The organism is Planococcus koreensis, assembly GCF_004761975.1.
Lineage (GTDB): Bacteria > Bacillota > Bacilli > Bacillales_A > Planococcaceae > Planococcus > Planococcus koreensis.
Map to the genome: position 1 here is coordinate 1 of NZ_RQII01000061.1, position 17,800 is coordinate 17,800.

Annotated in this window: 20 protein-coding genes; 12 read left to right on the plus strand and 8 right to left on the minus strand. The window is 46.4% G+C overall.

What is annotated here, in order from left to right:
* From EGV91_RS14550 to EGV91_RS14565, 4 genes are all read left to right on the plus strand, one after another.
* Nucleotides 1-576: DUF1002 domain-containing protein (locus EGV91_RS14550; protein WP_135504926.1), on the plus strand; the 576-nt coding region annotated here is incomplete at its 5' end.
* Nucleotides 577-728: 152 nt separating this feature from the next.
* On the plus strand, nt 729-1,697 hold the full coding sequence (locus tag EGV91_RS14555) for a ring-cleaving dioxygenase (protein ID WP_135504928.1): 969 nt from the start codon (nt 729-731) through the stop codon (nt 1,695-1,697).
* A gap of 19 nt (nt 1,698-1,716) precedes the next feature.
* The gene (locus tag EGV91_RS14560; protein ID WP_135504930.1) at nt 1,717-1,998 is read left to right on the plus strand and encodes a GNAT family N-acetyltransferase; all 282 of its coding nucleotides are present in this window, start codon (nt 1,717-1,719) and stop codon (nt 1,996-1,998) included.
* Nucleotides 1,999-2,341: 343 nt separating this feature from the next.
* Complete coding sequence (locus EGV91_RS14565; RefSeq protein WP_135504932.1) at nt 2,342-3,049, plus strand: DUF4064 domain-containing protein; 708 nt, start codon at nt 2,342-2,344, stop codon at nt 3,047-3,049.
* A gap of 81 nt (nt 3,050-3,130) precedes the next feature.
* Here the strand turns inward: EGV91_RS14565 and EGV91_RS14570 are convergent, their stop codons facing one another.
* Complete coding sequence (locus tag EGV91_RS14570) at nt 3,131-3,628, minus strand: GNAT family N-acetyltransferase (RefSeq protein WP_135504934.1); 498 nt, start codon at nt 3,626-3,628, stop codon at nt 3,131-3,133.
* A gap of 95 nt (nt 3,629-3,723) precedes the next feature.
* Here EGV91_RS14570 and EGV91_RS14575 point away from each other — a divergent pair, with 95 nt between their 5' ends.
* Complete coding sequence (locus tag EGV91_RS14575; protein WP_135504936.1) at nt 3,724-4,176, plus strand: GNAT family N-acetyltransferase; 453 nt, start codon at nt 3,724-3,726, stop codon at nt 4,174-4,176.
* Between the two features lie 86 nt (nt 4,177-4,262).
* The gene (locus EGV91_RS14580) at nt 4,263-4,649 is read left to right on the plus strand and encodes a hypothetical protein (protein WP_135504938.1); all 387 of its coding nucleotides are present in this window, start codon (nt 4,263-4,265) and stop codon (nt 4,647-4,649) included.
* A gap of 61 nt (nt 4,650-4,710) precedes the next feature.
* Here the strand turns inward: EGV91_RS14580 and EGV91_RS14585 are convergent, their stop codons facing one another.
* Entirely contained in the window at nt 4,711-5,838 is a 1,128-nt protein-coding gene (locus EGV91_RS14585) for an MFS transporter (RefSeq protein ID WP_135504940.1), read from the minus strand.
* Between the two features lie 183 nt (nt 5,839-6,021).
* Here EGV91_RS14585 and EGV91_RS14590 point away from each other — a divergent pair, with 183 nt between their 5' ends.
* The 5 genes from EGV91_RS14590 (at nt 6,022) to EGV91_RS17160 (ending at nt 9,918) form a co-directional block, all read left to right on the plus strand.
* Nucleotides 6,022-6,915: a diacylglycerol/lipid kinase family protein gene (locus EGV91_RS14590; RefSeq protein ID WP_135504942.1), complete on the plus strand. Its 894-nt coding sequence runs from the start codon at nt 6,022-6,024 to the stop codon at nt 6,913-6,915.
* Between the two features lie 296 nt (nt 6,916-7,211).
* On the plus strand, nt 7,212-7,997 hold the full coding sequence (locus EGV91_RS14595) for a helix-turn-helix domain-containing protein (protein WP_135504944.1): 786 nt from the start codon (nt 7,212-7,214) through the stop codon (nt 7,995-7,997).
* Nucleotides 7,998-8,169: 172 nt separating this feature from the next.
* A complete protein-coding gene (gene yidC, locus EGV91_RS14600) occupies nt 8,170-8,949 on the plus strand; it encodes a membrane protein insertase YidC (RefSeq protein ID WP_135504946.1) in 780 nt (259 codons plus the stop codon).
* A 50-nt stretch (nt 8,950-8,999) separates the two neighbouring features.
* Nucleotides 9,000-9,245 (plus strand): hypothetical protein, encoded by a 246-nt coding sequence (locus EGV91_RS14605; protein WP_135504948.1) that lies wholly within the window; start codon nt 9,000-9,002, stop codon nt 9,243-9,245.
* A 313-nt stretch (nt 9,246-9,558) separates the two neighbouring features.
* A complete protein-coding gene (locus EGV91_RS17160; RefSeq protein ID WP_158290626.1) occupies nt 9,559-9,918 on the plus strand; it encodes a hypothetical protein in 360 nt (119 codons plus the stop codon).
* Here EGV91_RS17160 and EGV91_RS14610 read toward each other — a convergent pair.
* On the minus strand, nt 9,878-11,029 hold the full coding sequence (locus EGV91_RS14610) for a 3-phenylpropionate MFS transporter (protein ID WP_135504950.1): 1,152 nt from the start codon (nt 11,027-11,029) through the stop codon (nt 9,878-9,880). The two genes, EGV91_RS17160 and EGV91_RS14610, sit on opposite strands and share 41 nt — an antisense overlap.
* Before the next feature lie 121 nt (nt 11,030-11,150).
* Here EGV91_RS14610 and EGV91_RS14615 point away from each other — a divergent pair, with 121 nt between their 5' ends.
* On the plus strand, nt 11,151-12,110 hold the full coding sequence (locus EGV91_RS14615; protein ID WP_135504952.1) for a M15 family metallopeptidase: 960 nt from the start codon (nt 11,151-11,153) through the stop codon (nt 12,108-12,110).
* A 51-nt stretch (nt 12,111-12,161) separates the two neighbouring features.
* On the opposite strand, the gene cls is transcribed toward EGV91_RS14615, so the two are convergent.
* From cls to EGV91_RS14640, 5 genes are all read right to left on the minus strand, one after another.
* Entirely contained in the window at nt 12,162-13,616 is a 1,455-nt protein-coding gene (cls, locus tag EGV91_RS14620; RefSeq protein WP_135504954.1) for a cardiolipin synthase, read from the minus strand.
* Nucleotides 13,617-13,806: 190 nt separating this feature from the next.
* Nucleotides 13,807-14,637 (minus strand): squalene/phytoene synthase family protein, encoded by an 831-nt coding sequence (locus EGV91_RS14625; protein ID WP_135504956.1) that lies wholly within the window; start codon nt 14,635-14,637, stop codon nt 13,807-13,809.
* Between the two features lie 192 nt (nt 14,638-14,829).
* Nucleotides 14,830-15,549: an HAD-IIB family hydrolase gene (locus EGV91_RS14630; protein ID WP_241666200.1), complete on the minus strand. Its 720-nt coding sequence runs from the start codon at nt 15,547-15,549 to the stop codon at nt 14,830-14,832.
* On the minus strand, nt 15,494-16,756 hold the full coding sequence (locus tag EGV91_RS14635) for a glycosyltransferase (RefSeq protein WP_135504958.1): 1,263 nt from the start codon (nt 16,754-16,756) through the stop codon (nt 15,494-15,496). Before EGV91_RS14635 ends, EGV91_RS14630 begins: the two co-directional genes overlap by 56 nt.
* 174 nt (nt 16,757-16,930) lie before the next feature.
* The gene (locus EGV91_RS14640; RefSeq protein WP_135504960.1) at nt 16,931-17,782 is read right to left on the minus strand and encodes an MBL fold metallo-hydrolase; all 852 of its coding nucleotides are present in this window, start codon (nt 17,780-17,782) and stop codon (nt 16,931-16,933) included.
* Nucleotides 17,783-17,800 lie beyond the last annotated feature (18 nt).

Genomic DNA, 17,800 nt, shown 5'->3' on the forward strand with positions numbered 1-17,800 from the left:
ATCGTAACACCGGACAACATTACACAAGTCACGTCTGAAATGTACGCCAACGCGATGCTGACAGCGGGCATTGAAGATGCGACAGTGGAAGTGGCTGCACCGAAAGCGGTAACTGGCCATTCTGCGCTTGTCGGAATTTACAAAGCATATGAAGTGAACGGCGAACAATTGGATCCGGAACGGACCGATGTCGCCAATGACGAACTCGAAGTTGCAACAGAGCTTGCAGATAAAGGCGTCGAAGATGAAAAAGTCAGCGAATTGCTGACAGAAATCAAAAAGCAGATTGCGGAACAAAATCCCGCAACACGTGAAGAAGTGGAAGCGATTGTAGAAGAGCAATTGTCAAAACTGCAGATTGAATTGAGCCCGGAAGACCGCCAATTGCTGGTGGACCTGATGGACCGCATCCGCAAACTTGATATTGATTTTTCGCAATGGTCTACCCAGCTTGAAGATTTGAGCAAAACGATTGAAGACAAAATCGGCACGGTCGTCAATGACGATGGCTTTTGGCAAAGTGTAAAGGATTTCTTCAATAAATTGATCGACGGCATCCGCGGATTAGTAAGCTGATGATGAAAATAAGGCAGTTCCCGAACTCTGTATAACAGAATTCCGGGGCTGCCTTTTTCCTATTCCTTCCAAGCTCGCTTTCTTGCCAGTAGAAAAAGAATCTGCTATCATGAAATAAATATCTCGAATTCAAGATAAAAGGAGTGTTTACAATGAAATTGGAAGGCATCCACCACGTTTCCGCAATCACCGCCAATGCGGACAAAAATCACGATTTTTTTACGCGGATCTTGGGCATGCGCCTTGTTAAGAAAAGCGTCAATCAGGATTCGACTTCTTCGTATCATTTATTCTATGCGGACGCGGTAGGGACGCCAGGCACGGATATGACTTATTTTGATATTCCGATGGCTGGCAGAACGTATCCAGGCGTTTCAAGCATCAGCAACACCTCTTTGCGCGTGAAAAGCGGCGAAGCACTTCGCTATTGGGCGCAGCGTTTCGATGAATTCGGCGTCCCTCATGCGGAAATAAGCGAAACCTTCGGACGCGGCACCTTGGTATTCCAAGACTTTGAAGGATCTCGGCTCATGCTGACAGTGGACGACGGAACGGGCATCCCTCATGGTATTCCATGGACCAAAGCGGGGATCCCGGAAGAATTTGCCATCGTTGGCTTGGGGCCGGTAACATTGACAGTCCGCAAAAGCGGAAAAACCGCAGAAGTACTGACAGAAATCCTCGGCTTTGAGCAAATTGGCTCTTATTCACCGAAAGTGGAAGGCATGCAAGATATTTTGGTGTTTTCAACAGGAAAAGGCGGACCCGCCGGCGAAATACATTTAGAGGAACGTACAGACCTGCCTCCTGAACGCCCTGGGAGAGGCAGTGTCCACCACGTCGCGTTCCGTGTCAAAACATACGAAGACTATAGCAAATGGAACGACTATCTGTTGTCAAAAGGCTTCATGACGTCAGGGGAAGTGGACCGTTATTACTTCAAAGCGCTTTACTTCCGCGAGCCGAACGGCATCCTTTTTGAATTGTCAACAGACGAACCGGGCTTCGCAACGGACGAGCCATTGGAAACATTGGGTGAGAAATTGGCGCTTCCGCCATTCCTTGAGCCAAAACGGGCACAGATCGAGGCTTCATTGCGGCCGCTGGAAATAAATCGATAAATGCAGGGGGGATGAAACAGTGGATTTTAAATTGAAGGAATTGGGCCAGGATGAATTTGCATTCCACCTGGAGGACGAAGGCAGAAATGTCGGCGAAATCACATGGACGGAAATGTCGGACGTTATGGTCGTTGAATACACATTCGTTGAAGAAACGCTGCGCCACCATGGCTTGGCTAAGAAATTGCTGGACCGCGCTGCCCAATATGCACGCGAAAAAGGCTTCAAAATCGAGCCGGTCTGTTCTTATGCAGCCGTTGCTTTCGATCGTTACAAGGAATACGATGATGTGAAAATGTAAGCACGCAAAAAGCAATCCTCTAATCTAATTTAGCGGATTGCTTTTCTATGTTTCCCGTATGTAATTAATCATCTTCAACCTCCGAATTATAATGCCGTCATAAAGAAGACGATTGCTGTTAAGATTGAAGCTCCACCTATACCATACATAAAATCAGCTTGGTTAAAAATTAACTTTTTTTCCATTTTATTCATCACCTTTCAAATGTTTGATATTAATAAAATACCCGGACTTCAAATTTTTAAACAGGTTTTATTAATTTTATTAAGGGAACTAGTTAAGTGAACTGTTAAACTCCTTTTCTATCTATATTAAGGAGAAATTTATGAAAGAGGTGGACCATATGAATGGAAAGCAGGACGTCAGCCGGTCTGGCGAAAAAGTACTTGGCGTTATCGGCATTGTGTTTAACCTTTTAGCAATCGCACTTATCATTTTCTCGATTTTCAGTCTGGGGAATGTCGAGAACGACCCGGAATTCCGCCAATTCCTTGAAGAACAAATCATGTCAGATCCGACCATGACCGATGTTGGGGATGTCCAGGGGCTGGTAGATGGGTTATTGACAAGCTTCGATGTAATTATGTGGGTGATTGTCGGGCTTTTGGCAATTAGTACAGTTTTTGCATTGTTGGCAATCGGCAGGCTCGGCAGAAATGCCAATCCGAATATGGCAGGGGTCTTCTTTATCGTTGCTGGATTGTTTGCAGGGATCATGTCGCTGACTTCGATCTTGTTCTACATTGCCGCTATCATGTGCTTTGTACGTAAAGCGCGCAATGGCAACGGAAAAGATTTGCAGGACAACAGCAATCAGTATCGGGAAAACGATCGTTTGCGTGACCAGGATTCGCTCCGCCATGATGAGCAGCGCATCCGTGAAGAAAGGCTGCGTGAAGAAGAACAGCAGCGCCTTATGGAAGAAAAGTCTCGCCAATCGCAACCAGGAACAACTGGAGACGATTTTGTTGAGCGCGAAGATTTGAAACGCCGCGCGGATGAGCGCCTGAGCAAAGGAAATAACGACGATACACCGTATCGACCGCTATAACAATTGCTTCTAAAATCAGCCTCAAACGCAAATAAAGGTGCAACGGAATTTTCCGTTGCACCTTTTGCTGTTTCCCGTCTGTTAAAGGGCGGGCGTCTTCACTTTTAAATCGTAAACGTATTTCGCGGTCTTGAGTGGGTGGCCTTCGAACAATTCTTCGAATTCTTCCACAAACTCAAATCCATTGGCTGCATAAAAGTTTCTGGCTTTTTCGTTCTCACTTCCTACATATACAGAGAGTTCAGAGCCGTCGAACAAATGGGACAGCCCACTGTCGAGCAACTTCTTGCCGAAACCGTTGCGTTGGTATTCGGGTTTCAAGTAAAGGGCGATCAATTCTGCATCGCCATCCTGATCGAGTTTTGTAAAGTTGGCAAAGCCGATCGCCTCATCTTCGTGTATCGCTACAAGGACAATCGTCTTTTTCAATCGCATCTCCATCATCGGAGTGGAATAGGATTTATCTAAAAAACTTTTTTGGGCCGGGGAGGGGATGATGCCTTCGTATGTGTCGTTCCAGCTGGCATAAGCGATTTCCTGGACAGAAGCAATATCTTCAATCGTACCTGTGCGAATCATGTGATCACCTCAAAAATTCTTTTCGTAATCATATCAAAATTAGCGCTGAATAGCCACCATTGTGGAATAATAGAAGGAAAGGGAGGCGAGGAGTTTTGGACTGGAATACCTATCATTTTGATGAACTGACAGCAAGGAAACTCTATGAATTCTTAAAGTTGCGGGTCGATGTGTTCATTGTTGAACAAGATTGTCCATACCCTGAGTTGGATAATCTGGATCAAGAATCGATCCATATGGCATATACAGAAAACGGCCGCACTTTGGCATATGCCCGGCTTGTGCCAGGGGGAGTGAAATATGGCTTGCCGTCAATTGGACGAGTTATTGTCCACCCGGATGCCAGAAGCAGGGGACTTGCAAAACAATTGCTTGAAAAATCGATTGATTATATTTTGAAGGAATGGAAAGCCGATGAAATCCAGCTTCAAGGGCAGGTTTACTTGAAAGGCTTCTATGAATCATTCGGTTTTGTGCCGATTTCGGAGGAATACGATGAAGACGGCATTCCCCATGTAGATATGAAATTAACCAAAAATAAAATGTAACACTCTCATTGGCTGGCAAAAGACTATTTTTCTGGTAAAAGGGTATACAAACTAAATAACGGTTAAATTAAAAAGGAGTGAAGCACATGGCGAACAAAAGAGGCAGTGGAAGAGGCTTATTGTGGGCAGGATTAGCTGCTGGAGCTTATGCGTATTTCAAAAAACCGGAAAATCGGCAAAAAGCCACAGAGGCTTTTAATAATGCAAAGACGAAGGTGAATTCGTATATGGAATCTCAAAACTTGGAAAACACTGATGGAAAACAAGCAGAAGCCAAAAAAGATTCAACGGAGCTGCGTGAAAACAAGATGGTCAGCGAAGGCGGATTGAGTGGCGCGCAGTATTATAACGACAAAAAACGAGACGAAAAAGACGAGGACTTCAAGTTGTCATCAAATGATTTCAGCGAAGAGAAATCCGAGAATACAGAAACAATAGCACCTGAAAACAGATTGAATACGGACAATTTGTAAAAGGAAGGATGGTTTTCGAACCATCCTTTTTTTATGCAATAAAATTCTGCGGAGGCTTTATTCACCTTTTGCTCAACAAAGCGTTTGCCAATGCGGCGCCTATCAGTAAAGTGCCGCTCAGCATAAAGCCTTCGTCTGCGTTCAGTTCAAGAATTCCTGTAAAACTGGAACCCCCGACCACGCCGAGTGAAAAGAAAGCATAAAACAGGCCATAGGCTTTGCCGCGTGACGACAGTTCAGTGGAATCGATAAGCAGCGAGTTGATGGATGGAAACAATAATGCAAAGCCGATTCCGTATGCGCACATAATGGCATAAAGCAAAGGGGCAGTTTCAGCCGCGCTGAGCAGGAACAACGACAGCCCCATGAAACTAAATCCTGCAATCAGCGTATAGAGAGGCTTCGCCTTATCGAAGATCCGGTTTACAGGCAGCAGGAATACAAGGATCGCTGCCACGCCAAAGACGCTGAGGAGCAAGCCGCTCAGTTCAGGCGGAAGGCCGAGCCCGGCTATTTTCAACGGCAGCATATAAGCAAGCACGCCTTGAGAGAACATCAGGAAAAAGGCGCCGGCAAAAGATTGCAGCAAACCGCGGTTGCGTATGATGCGGGAGAAAGGAAGCGGCTGTTCAGCAACAGCCTCTTTTTTTGCGATTTTGCGGTTTAGTACAAAGAACGCGCAGATCGCCAGCGCCAGCAGCAGCACACCGGTCGTTGCCATCGTTTCCGCAACGCTCGTGCGGCTGGCTAGAATCGCGCCGTACGCGGGCCCGATGATAGCGGCAAGGCCGACGAAAGCGCCTGACACCGCCGCACCTTTGCCGCGCTTAGTGGATGCGGTCTTGTTCGCCAAGTAAGTGAAGGCGGCAGGGACGGTCAGCCCGGCGGCAAGTCCGTGCACAAAACGGACCGCAAGCAAGCTATAAGGGCCGTCAGCAAAGCTGTAGGAAAAAAGAACGGCGCCAGTTGTGGCCAACCCCGCTACGAGAATGGCGAAAGGCCCTTTGCGGTCCGAGAAGATGCCTGACGCGATATTGCCGATGATATTCGAGAGTGAATACATTCCAACGGCAAGGCCGGCCAGGAAAGGCGTGGCTCCTAGAGAGACAGCCAGCGGACTCATGATAGGCAACTGTGCGAAAAGATCAAAAAAGGCAAAGAAGATGATGATATAAATAAAGAATCGCACCGGTTTCACTCGCTTTCACAAAATCAAAGGCTGCAGAATGACGTTGTTGATTTTAGGCTAGGAAATGCATTTTCACATCCCGGCAGACGCGGCCGTGGAAAAATAAAAAAGCATAGGGATTAACAATGCTTATGACTAGGGTAAAGAAAGTTATATTCACATTATAGCACCGGAGGTTAGTATATGAAAAAAGCGATGTTTATATTGAATCCTTCTTCTGGCAAGGAGAAGGCGAAAGATTATGCGGAACAAGTGGAACGTACGCTTGAAGAGATGGGATACAGCGTGGACACCAGAGAAACTCAAAAAGCGAAAGATGCAACAGAGTTCGCTGCAGAGGCCTGCGAAAAAGAGTATGATTTCGTCGTTGCAATGGGAGGCGATGGCACGATCAACGAAGCGGTGTCTGGCTTGGCTGAGCAGGAGCATCATCCGTTGTTCTCATTGATTCCTCTGGGGACGGTGAACGATTTTGCACGTGCGCTCAATATCTCACTCGATCCAGCAGAAGCGATCGAGGCATTGAAGACCGGTTCTGAAAAATGGGTCGACATCGCAAAAGTCGGCGACCATTTCTTCATGAACATCCTTGCACTTGGGCAGGTTGCTGAATCGACTTACGAAGTTACTCCGGAACAGAAAACGAAACTCGGAGCTTTTGCTTATTTCATCGAGGGCCTTAAAGCCATCACCCAAGATACGGAGCAATATTTCGAAATTGAATACGATGATGGGAAATTTGAAGGTGAAGCAAAGCTTGTACTGGTCGCTTTGACGAACTCGGTGGGTGGATTTGAGAAGTTGGCGCCTGAAGCTTTGACCGACGATGGCCTGCTGCATCTCTACATCATCAAAAATGCTGCGTTGCCTGCATTCATCCGCATTGCGGGCAATATGCTGGTTGGGAAACTGGACAATGATCCGGCAGTAGAAGTTATCAAAACAACAAAAGTTTCAATCAGGACAAATGAACCATTATATTGTAATATAGATGGGGATGAAGGCTGTGCTACGCCTTTTGTCATCGAAGTGCTGCCGCGACATATCCGTGCTTTAGTGCCACCTGATAAAGACTGATAAAATTATATTATGAAAAGGCCAGCCCTTTGTAATAAAGGGCTGGCCTTTTAAATTCATATTACAATTATTTGAAATAAAAGTATTAATTAGAGCTTTTTTTGAATTATGCTATTATTAAAAGTATATCTAAAGGTAATTTATTTCCTTTATTGAGGGTAAAAAGGTAAGATATTATTATGACAAATACATAAAAAAATAAAAAGTTATGCACCGAGCTATGTTCTTATTGACTATTTCAGTATATAGTAGGAATAACGACTGCAAAAACTTGTACAAAGAAAGACGGGGAAAAAATGAACATGATTGCTATGCCAACAATTCAAGAAACTATTTCCAAGATTTTCATGAATGAAAGTGAGACTATTGGACAGTATGAAGGTATGGATAAGTTTTTTGAAATAGAGACACAATTAATTTATGAAATTCACCATCTCGAAAAAGAGCGTGCAAAAGAAACCTTGAGGTCGCTTATTGATCTGATTGCTTTGCGCTCAGGGAAAGAAACGATTCGCCAAGTGCGGAATTACTATATAGTACTTTCGTCTGTAATGGCTCGCAAACTGTATGAAATGCGCGTACCTCCCAAAAAAGCTTTCGCTTTTAACGTGGCTTGCGTCGAGCTGGTGGAAAAGCATATGAATGATTCGGAGTTTTTGTATGTGGCAGATGAACTGATCGAGTTTTTTACTTCGGTTATTTCAGAACGCAAACAGCCTTCGTTCGGCCACCAAACGGTCAATAAAGTCGTGATGTTCATCAATGACGAAGTTGAACGGGATTTGTCGGTCGAAGACATCGCCAAGCATTTCAATATTTCAACCAGCCATTTGTCACGCATCTTCCGTGAACACGCAGGCATAACGCTCGTCGAGTACTTGAATGTCCGCCGCGTTGAAGAATCTCAGTATTACCTGCGCCATTCAGACAAAGGCATCTCTGACATCTCGAAGCAATTCCATTTTTGCAATCAAAGCTATTTCACCCGCATCTTTAAGAAATATACGACCGTCACGCCTAAGCAATTCCGTGACAGCCAGCATATCCCATACTTCCGCTATAACTTGCCGAACGCGAAATAAGGAGAATCAATTCTCCTTTTTTTTCTTGCCTCCAACCGTTGGTGTGACAGCTTGTACAGCCTTAATATTGTCACAGGGCGCAAGAAAGTGGCTGCTTTTTGACCCATCGATTGAATTTTTTCCGGCATATAGGTATACTTCTTTATAGTTGAAAAAGGTGAAGGTGACTAAATTGAAAAAGAAAATTACATTGCTGTCTTTATTGGCGGTATCCGTATTACTATTGAGCGGCTGTTCTGCAGTCGAGAACAAAGAAGGATTTTTCTATACGCTTTTCGTAGCTCCATTTGATTTTTCCTTGGATTACCTAGGGAATTTGTTCAATGGCAGCTACGGGTTGGCGATTGTCGCCATCACAGTCATCATCCGTTTGGTCTTGATGCCATTTATGCTGCGCACATACAAGCGCCAACAAGGCATGAAAGTCAAAATGGACAAGCTGCGCCCGGAAATGGAAGATATCCAAAAGCGCTTGAAAGAAACGAAAGATAAAGAAGAGCAGATGAAGATTCAGCAGGAAATGATGGGGCTTTATAAAAAGCATGACGTCAATCCGTTGAATATGGGCTGTCTGCCGGTCGTCATCCAGATGCCGATCGTTATGGGCCTTTACTTTGCAATCCTGTATTCGCCGGATGTGAAATCACATGAATTCCTTTGGTTTAACTTGGGGAGCCCGGATATCGCTATGACGTTGATAGCCGGAGCGGTCTATTTCTTCCAGGCGAAAGTTTCCATGTGGACAATGCCGGAACAGCAACAGAAGCAGATGAAGTTTTTCGTCTACTTATCACCGATCATGATCATGTTCGTTTCGTTTACATCGATGGCTGCATTGCCTGTTTACTGGGCAGTCGGAGGTATCCTGTTGATCGTGCAAACATTCATCGGCCGGAAGTTCTATTCGGATCATCCAGAAATAGCGCTGGAATCTGTTGAAGAGAAAAAATAATAGAAGGAGCCGGCAAATTTTGCCGGCTTTCTTTTTTGGAGTTGAACCTATTGAATAGCAAGATTTTTCAGGGGCTATTGATTGCAGCATTGAGCATTGCCTCGCTCGTTTTTGTCGTAATGAGGGAATTGGATTTTGCTGTGTTGTTCATGACAGTGCTGTTCGTGTTGACGAACAGTTTCCGCTATCGGCAGATGAAGGCGAAGGGGATGGACCGGGAAGCGAAATGGATGCTCGGCATGTCCGTTACATTTGTAGTCCTGTTCTTCGTCGTTCTCGCGACCATTATTTTATAGTTTGCCTAAAAACTTAAAATGTTTGTTATGCATTTCGCTTCAGGCGGACGCGTTCCGCGGATCTGGCTTCAGTCTCCTCGTCGCTAATGCTCCTGTGGGGCCTTCAGCTCAGGCTTTGCCCGCTGGAGTCGCCGCCTTCCGCTACATTCAAAGATATTTCTTTATAACAAGTTATTTCTTTTACTGAATAACACAAAAGATATACTTTCTGCAGTTTCTTTCGTGTTCTCCAGATATGAAGCAAAACAGCGGAGACGCCTGCGGGAAAGCGAGACAGCCGAGACCCCGCAAGGAGCGAAGCGACTGAGGAGGCTTGGCGCTCGCCCGCGGCAAGCGTAGCTGTTTTGCGGAATATCGACTCCATCAGGAAAAGGATTTATCTTTCTCAACAAGCTTAAAACAGCACAGCCAAATGGCTGTGCTGTTTTTGAAATGCGGCTGCAAGAGATTAGACGGCAGCGGTATTTTTATGGGTGTATCTTTCTTTTTTGCGTTCTTCAAGCAAAACATCCAATTGGTGCATGAGATTCAAGATGTCTTTTTCGGAAATTCTTTTCAAAATACCCAGCTCCTTCAAGAGGTTTATACGTATTTATTCGTAAAAGCCTCCAAGGTTATGGGGGTAGCGGCTATTAATAATGGAATTTCTTTTTTGTCAGCAGGACGGCAATGATGGCTGGAGCTGAAAAACTTACCATGCCAAGGAACGCCAAACCGGGAGAGATTTCGTACAGGAAGCCGCCGATGATGGTCAGCAGCGCTACGCTCAAGCTCATCGCGACCGCAGCGTACATGCCTTGCGCTGCCGGAATATGGACGGGCTGCAGATTTTTAAAGATGTAGCGGATGAAAGCGAAATGCGCAACGCCGAATGACATGGCGTGAAAAACCTGGGAAATGACGAAAACCCAAACTGATGGAAACAGGAAGATTAAAACCCAGCGCACTGTCGATCCGATGGCAGCCAAAAGGAACATAGAAGAGACGCTCCAATTGCGGAACAACGTATCGGCTTTATTGAAAAAGATGATTTCAAAAATGATGGCGACGTTCAGCACGATGCCGATGTAAAAACTATTGACGCCGAGATCCTGCAAATAGATGAAGCCGTAATTATAATAGGCCGCATGCGCGCCCTGCAGCAAAGTTGAAATGCCGAGTATCGTCAAGAATGCTTTGGATTGAAGTAATTCCTTAACGGCTCCCTTGCTTGCGGCATGCTTAGGTTTGGGCTTGATCTGCAGGGGAACTGGTGAAGCGGCGGATTGCGTAATGGCCATGAAGGCTAGGCCGGAAAGCATCACCCAGAGAATAGCGCTTTCCTGCCACACGGCTGTCAAAGCGCCGACAATGAGCAAGGCAATCGTGTAGCCGAGCGAACCGAAAGAACGGCTTTTGCCGTAGTGGATGCGGTCGGTCTGCATCAGGACGGTCGCTCCGCTTTCCATTGCCGGCAGCAAGTTCGGGTAAACGAAGCTGAAGGCGACGGTGATGATGAACAAAGCGGTGTATGAATTTGCCGGTATGTACAATGCCATGAGAATTGCTGAAGCGATCGCCAGCACTTGCATAAGGCGGCCGAGCGACAGCAGCCGTGTCATAATCGGAAAGAATAAGAGCGTTGATAAAGACCGGGCGATCATGCCGGCGCCCATGATGATGCTGGCTGCCGAGACGCTCATGTCTTTTTCGTTTGTCAGCCACCCCGTCCAATAGGGCAGGAATACGCCCCACGTAAAGAAGAAGGCGAAGAAGTTTAAAGAAAGCCATTTTTGATTGTTCATATTTTACCTCGTATCTATGGGAAGTCTATGATAAAGTATAACGAATGTTCACTTGTTTGAGGAGAATTTCGGCAGCAGGGATGGTAAAATAATAAAGAAGTTGAAAGAAAGAGGGAATCCGATGAAATCCCGTTATTCACATAACCAAGATAAAAAGAATACGTATATAAAATGGGGCGCCGGCGGCTTGCTTGCATTGCTGCTGCTTGCCGGAACTTGGCTGTACGCCAACGGATGGGACGTCGAACGAAGCTTTGCGGCGTTGAAAGGGCAGCAAGCCGAAGAAACGGAAGCCCCTAAAGAAGAGGTAGACGTGCAAGAACCCGCTGTTGAAAAACCGGAACAGCCTGTTGTTGAAAAACCTCAAGAGCAAGAGCCGCCGGTTGAAGAAGAACCACCGGCTGAAGAGCCTAAGGCAGAGGAACCTGCGGCGGAAACACCTGCGGCGGAAGAGCCTAAAGCGCAAGAGCCGCCCGCAGCAGAAGAACCGAAGGAAGAACCGGCAGAGCAACAGCCAGCTGATGCCACGACTTACCAGGACGGGATTAAGCTCCCGGCAAAACCGACTTACATCAATAATATATTGCTGGCCAATAAACAGCACCCGCTGCCGCAGAATTACGCGCCCGGTGAAAGCAAGGAAGCCCGCGCTGCTTTTGAAGCGATGAAAAAAGATGCGCAGGCTGCTGGCATCAATTTAAACGCATTCAGTACTTACCGTGAATTCGCACGCCAGAAACAGCTTTATGAAGGATATGCTGCGAAAGATGGAGCGAAAGCGGCAGACCGCTACAGTGCACGCCCTGGATTTTCAGAGCATCAAACCGGCCTTGCGTTCGATATCGGGGAAGCCGGCCAGGAACAGCATTGGGCTTCTGCATCGTTCGGCGCGACAAAAGGCGGAAAATGGGTGAAAGCAAACGCCCATAAATATGGCTTCATCCTCCGCTATCCGGAAGGTGCGGAAAAAATTACCGGCTACATGCATGAGTCTTGGCATTTCCGTTATGTGGGCAATGCAGCGGCCAAAGAAATTTTCGCAAAAGGCATCACATTGGAAGAATATTTGGGTGTTCATTAACAACAATGAAAGACGCTTTCGGAGGGATATCCGAAAGCGTCTTTTTTGCTGTCATAAAATCGGTGCCAGCAAGCGGGCAATCGATTCTTTGGTTTTGATCATGCGAGCCCGCTCCAAGTAATGTTCGTAGGTCAGTTCAGTGGAAAGCTCCATATCCTGATGGAATAGGGCTGTAAGCTCGCGTGCAACCTTCTCGTCGTAGATGAAGGCGTTGACTTCAAAATTGAGCTTAAAGCTGCGGACGTCGATATTTGCAGTGCCGACGGTTGAAGCTTTGTCATCGATGACAATCATCTTCGTATGCAAAAAGCCGTTGTCGTAAACAAAGACGCGTGCACCGGCTTTCAGCAATTGGCCTGCATAGGAATAAGTCGCCCAGTAGACAAACGGGTGGTCGGGTTTGTTTGGAATCATGATGCGCACATCGATGCCGGACAATGTTGCGATCCGGATGGCGTCATAGAAGCTCGTATCCGGTATGAAATAAGGTGTCTGGATATAAATGCATTCTTTCGCGGAATTGATGAGCTTCAGGTAACCGTCCTTAATCTGCTCCCATTCTTCATCGGGGCCGCTGGAAACGATCTGCATCGTCGTCGTGCCTTTGGCTGGGATGGCAGGGAAGTACACTTCGTCGTATTCGATATCATGCCTAGTGGATGCTTGGTTCCAATCCAGGATGAAACGGGTCTGGAGCGGGTGCAGCGCGCTGCCTTCGATGCGCAGATGAGTATCCCGCCAATAACCGAATCGTCTGTGGAGCCCTAAATACTCATCGCCGACGTTAAAGCCGCCGATATAGCCGACGCGGCCATCGATTACGACGATTTTACGGTGATTGCGGTAATTCAGCCGCGGGTTGATGATCGGCCATTTGGAAGGAAAGAACGTTTCGACTTCGCCTCCTGCTTTTACAAAATCCTTGAAATGGCGTTTGCTAAGATTGCGTGAGCCCATGTCGTCATAAAGCAGGCGGACTTTGACGCCTTCTTTCACTTTTGCGGTCAGCGTATTCATGACGCGCGTCCCCAATTCATCTAAGCGGAAAATGTAATATTGGATGTGAATATGGTCTTTGGCGCTTTCGATATCCTTGATCAACGCATTGAATTTTTCACGGCCATCATTGAAAATGCGCACGTCATTGTCTTGCGTCAAAACGGCGCCGTTATTCCGTAAATGCAGATAAACCATGTCCTTGTAATCGTGGACAGCAGGGTCTTTAAAAACGAACGTTTCATCGTGCAGCGCATCCATTTGATGGCTGATCAATGACTCGATTCCGACGCGTGAACGGCCTTCCCATTTGAAAAGGGTCTTTTTACGTAGTTTTCTGCCCAGCAGAAGGTAGATGAAAAATCCGAAAATGGGAATGAAAAACAAGACCAGAATCCAGGCCCACGTCGATGTGGCATCGCGCCGTTCTAGAAAAACAAGGGCAGCAGCCAGAAAGACGTTAATGATGAAAATTGCTGCAGTCAAAATACCGATGATGGATACTGTCATGATTTCCCTCCGATAACCGTAAATTGTCTCTATATAACTTAGTATAGACTATTCGTATGAATTGATAAAAAAATTTATGATATTATGTAAGTTGTTTTTCCTATTTTTAAATAAAATAAACGCTGGTCGTTTCGCAGAAGGAATTGCATATAAAAAACGCATTCAAAAAAGATTGAATGCGTTTGTGGTGTTAGTTTATTTGCTCTTCTTGTTTCAACTGATCGACAATGTTTTCGACTTCTTGGCGCGACATTTTTTCTTTACCAGACTTCAATGCTTTTAATGTGCTGTGGGCCAATGCCAGCGGAACCTTGCAGAACATCAGGATGCGCTTGTTTTTGATCGGTTTGACGTAAAGGTCCGCCTGTGCCAAGTTCTCGTTGGCATAATGGTACATATCATCACGCGTCCAGCCTTTAGGGACGAACGATACGCCGCGCTCCAAATCTTCATCGAAATTGCGGAGCATGTTAACAGCCTGCAAACCGCGGCCGAATCCGATGGCGAGTTCCGGGTCAGTGTCGGTATTATCGTACCACTTCCATAAATCGGAAAGCATTGTTCCGACGAGGCCGGCTACATAATATGTGTAATCATCCAAATCCTCTTTTGTTTCGATAACCCATTTCTTTTCAACCCATTTTGCCATACCTGCAGACATCACCGCTGTTGAATCCTTAACTTTTTCGACGATTTCCGGCGGACAAACACTGATCCAGTCAGCAAGCCTTTGGGAAACCGGCGGCAAAAGGTGAAGGTAAGGGGAGATTAAAGCTTGATAGGCATCCCTGTCGAACGTGGTTTTAAGCATCTTGCTGATTTCAAGAAGCAATTTTTGCTTTGCCCCGTCCTCGAGTTCGGGATGGTCTTCAATTTCATCGATTGCCCGCATACATAAGTACGCCGAAGCGACCGCTTTTTTTAAAGTGGGTTCTAAAAAATTGATTGGGATGAAAAAAGTCCGGCTCGTTTCTTTCAGCATGACCATGGACTCTTTTTGTAAATTCGCGGTTTTACTCATCTCAATTTCCTCCTGTTCATGGCAGAATCAAGGCGTGATATGTAAGGGATTCCGAAAGATTAACCGGTAAAACACGAAACTGCCTTTCTACTAAATATAAACGAATTATATAAAAAAACAAATAAATACTCGAAAAGGCGAAAATGGCGTGGATAAAAATAACCTTCCGAAGCCAGTTCCGGCCAAGGAAGGTTATTCGCCATGAAAATGCATCCAAGCTTCATGAATGCCGCCCGCACAATGCCGGGTGGCGCGAAAAATCTGGGGATGTTCCGGACTTTCAAGAAGTTCCGGCTGTGCATTGCCGACAATGACAGAAGGGAAGCCGAGTGTCAGCATCTCCAAATCATTGCCTGAATCGCCGGCTACCAAAAGCTTGGCGTCTTCAATGCGGTATTTCTTTAATATGAATTGGAGTGCTTGCCCCTTGCCGCTCTTAGGTGGCAATACATCGACATCGCGGCCGCCGCTGAAAATCAGCTTGTGCGGAACGCTGGAACTTTGCAGTTTGTTTTTTAATTCTTCGACCGGCTGAGGGTCCTCGACAAAATACGAGCGCCGGTTTTCAAGCGGCAGCGGTTGTTTTGTCAGGCCGTGTATCGAGTCGGCGATTTCTTCTATTTTTTCAGGCATCCAATTATCGTGCATCAGATCTGCCCATTCGAGGTCTTTTGTAAAGCTGTTCCCGCTGAAGATGCTGGTTCCGACATCGGTCACCAAAAGGTCGGGAATCGGCAAATTTTCCTGCCGGATCAGTGACAGCGCGGAATCGTAATAGCGCCCTGTAATATAAATCAATGTTACATCGTACGTTTGCTGCTGATAGAAGTCCAACAGCTGCTGAAGCCCCTGTGGGTCACCAACTAATGTCCCGTCCAGGTCTGTCGCTAATATATGTTTTGTTGCGGTCACTGATGATCACCTCATACATGGAATTGACGCGATCGGAAATGGAATCCCAATCGAAATCTTTTTTCGCGATGCGTACCGCTTGGCGGCTTAAGCGTTCTGTCAAAAGAATATTGATGGACAGCACTTCCATAGCGATGGCCAAGTCGATTTCGTTTTTGGTCTCGACGAGCAGTCCGGTGATGCCGTCCTGTACAACGTTTTTCAATCCGCCTACATCAGAGGCGATGACCGGGCTTCCGCAGGCCTGCGCTTCCGCAGCGACCATGCCGAATGATTCATAATAACTCGGGACGATGGTAGCTGTGGCGATATTGAACAGCATTGCTAGTTCGTCTTGTGATTGAGGCCCAAGGAACTCGACGTATTCTTCGATTCCTGCCAATGAATTGCGCAAGTCATCGTCCAACGGCAACTTAGTCACTGGGTCAATGGCATCTTCCTCACCGCCGGCAATAAGCAGGCGCGGAGTGGACTCCGAGTCGGTCTTTTTCACAAGCAGCTGGAAAGCTTTCAATAATGTGAAAATGCCTTTTGTTTCTTCCAAACGTCCGGCGAAGACAAAGAGGGGCGTCTCATAGCCGGCGCTCTTTCTGAGATGTGTACGGATTCCACGCACTTTAAATGCTTGGTCAACCCCGATGGGGATAACTTTGATGGGAGAATGGGAGACGATTTTATCTTGGATAAGTTGTTTTTCATTATTCGTCGTTGCAATAACTTGATCTGCAGCTTTCAAGATCGCCCGTTCAGCTTTGATGCGGCGAGCGTCTTTGATGCCTGTCGCTTTCGCTTTTGCCCAGCCTAGGGAATGTGATGTATGGACGAACGGCAGGTTGAATTCTTCTTTGAGTTTTTTGCCGATCAATCCCGACAGCCAGTAATGGGTGTGGATCATATCATAACTTTCAAGTGCTAATATATTTTTCATATCTTTATAAAAGTCAGGGAGCATCGTATACATTTCGTCTTTTGAAACAAAGCCTTTGTGGCCAGCTTCTACGCGGATGACCCGGCATGCTGTGCCGAATTCTTCGATTTGAGGAGCTGCTACGTCGCACCAATGGGTCACGACATCTACTTGCCAGCCTTTCTCGTCAAGTGCCAACGCCAATTGTTTAACGTAATTGTTTTGGCCGCCAGCTTGTTTGCCGCCAAGTTTGGCAAGCGGATCGCCATGGTCGGAAATAAATAGCGCCTTTCTTTTCATAGAATTCATCTCCATTCCAAAAAAACTCAGTTTCGCGTAAAAACGGAGACTGGGTTACTATTATTCCCTTTACTTCGCCACGCTAAACATATTTTCAATAAAAATTTTCGGAAATGTACGTTTTTTAAGAAAATGCCGGAAAATCTTTTTCGCAAAGGACTTTCCGGCAGCCTGTCATTGTGTGTTTTGATTTACATATTTGCCGTATTTGGGGACCGCTTGTTCCTGGAAATTATTTGTGAGGTCCACGAGCCCTTTTGCAAGCAAAGAGCCATGCATCGGCTTGCCGTGGCCTGTGCCTGCCGTGTGGGGACGCAAGTCGGCAAGCTTCGTTACAGACTCCCAGGCAGCGCGCCAATCAGTCGTCAAATAGACAGGAGGGCCGTGGACTTCTTTTTTCTGCGTCATCACTTTATAAAGCGAATCCTGTTTAACTGTCGTGAACGCGTCACCCGCTAACAGCACCCGTCCATTTTCCCGGAACAGCGATACATGCCCTTCAGAGTGGCCCGGCGTATGAAGCCATTTCCAACCTGGCATTTCTGGCACTGTGCCATCCGCTGGCAATTCTTTCAGATGGGCTGAAATGTCGATGGCTTTGTTCGGGAATTCCCAGGACATCTTCGCAACGATCCCTCCTTCTACAGTAGTATCCGGCTCCGGATAATCCGTAGCACCTTTTAAATAGGAGAATTCAAGCGGATGCGCATAAACGGGTACTTTGTATTTCTCCAGGATATCGATCAACCCGCCAACGTGGTCGAAATGGCCATGGGTCAAGATGATCGCCTTCAGTTTATGGTCGGGGCCAAAACGTTTTTCCGCTTCTTTCAACAGCCGCCAAGACGTGCCTGGCATGCCGGCGTCCACCAGCACCCATTCGTTGCTGAGGGCAGGATTGCCGATAAAGAATACGTTGGCGACTTGGATTGTGTAACAGTAGACATCAGGCGTCAATTCAACACCGGATCCGCTTTTAAATGAAGTCACCGGCAAGATTTTCTCGGTTGATGCACTTCTTTCCATTGTTTATTCCTCCTTCGG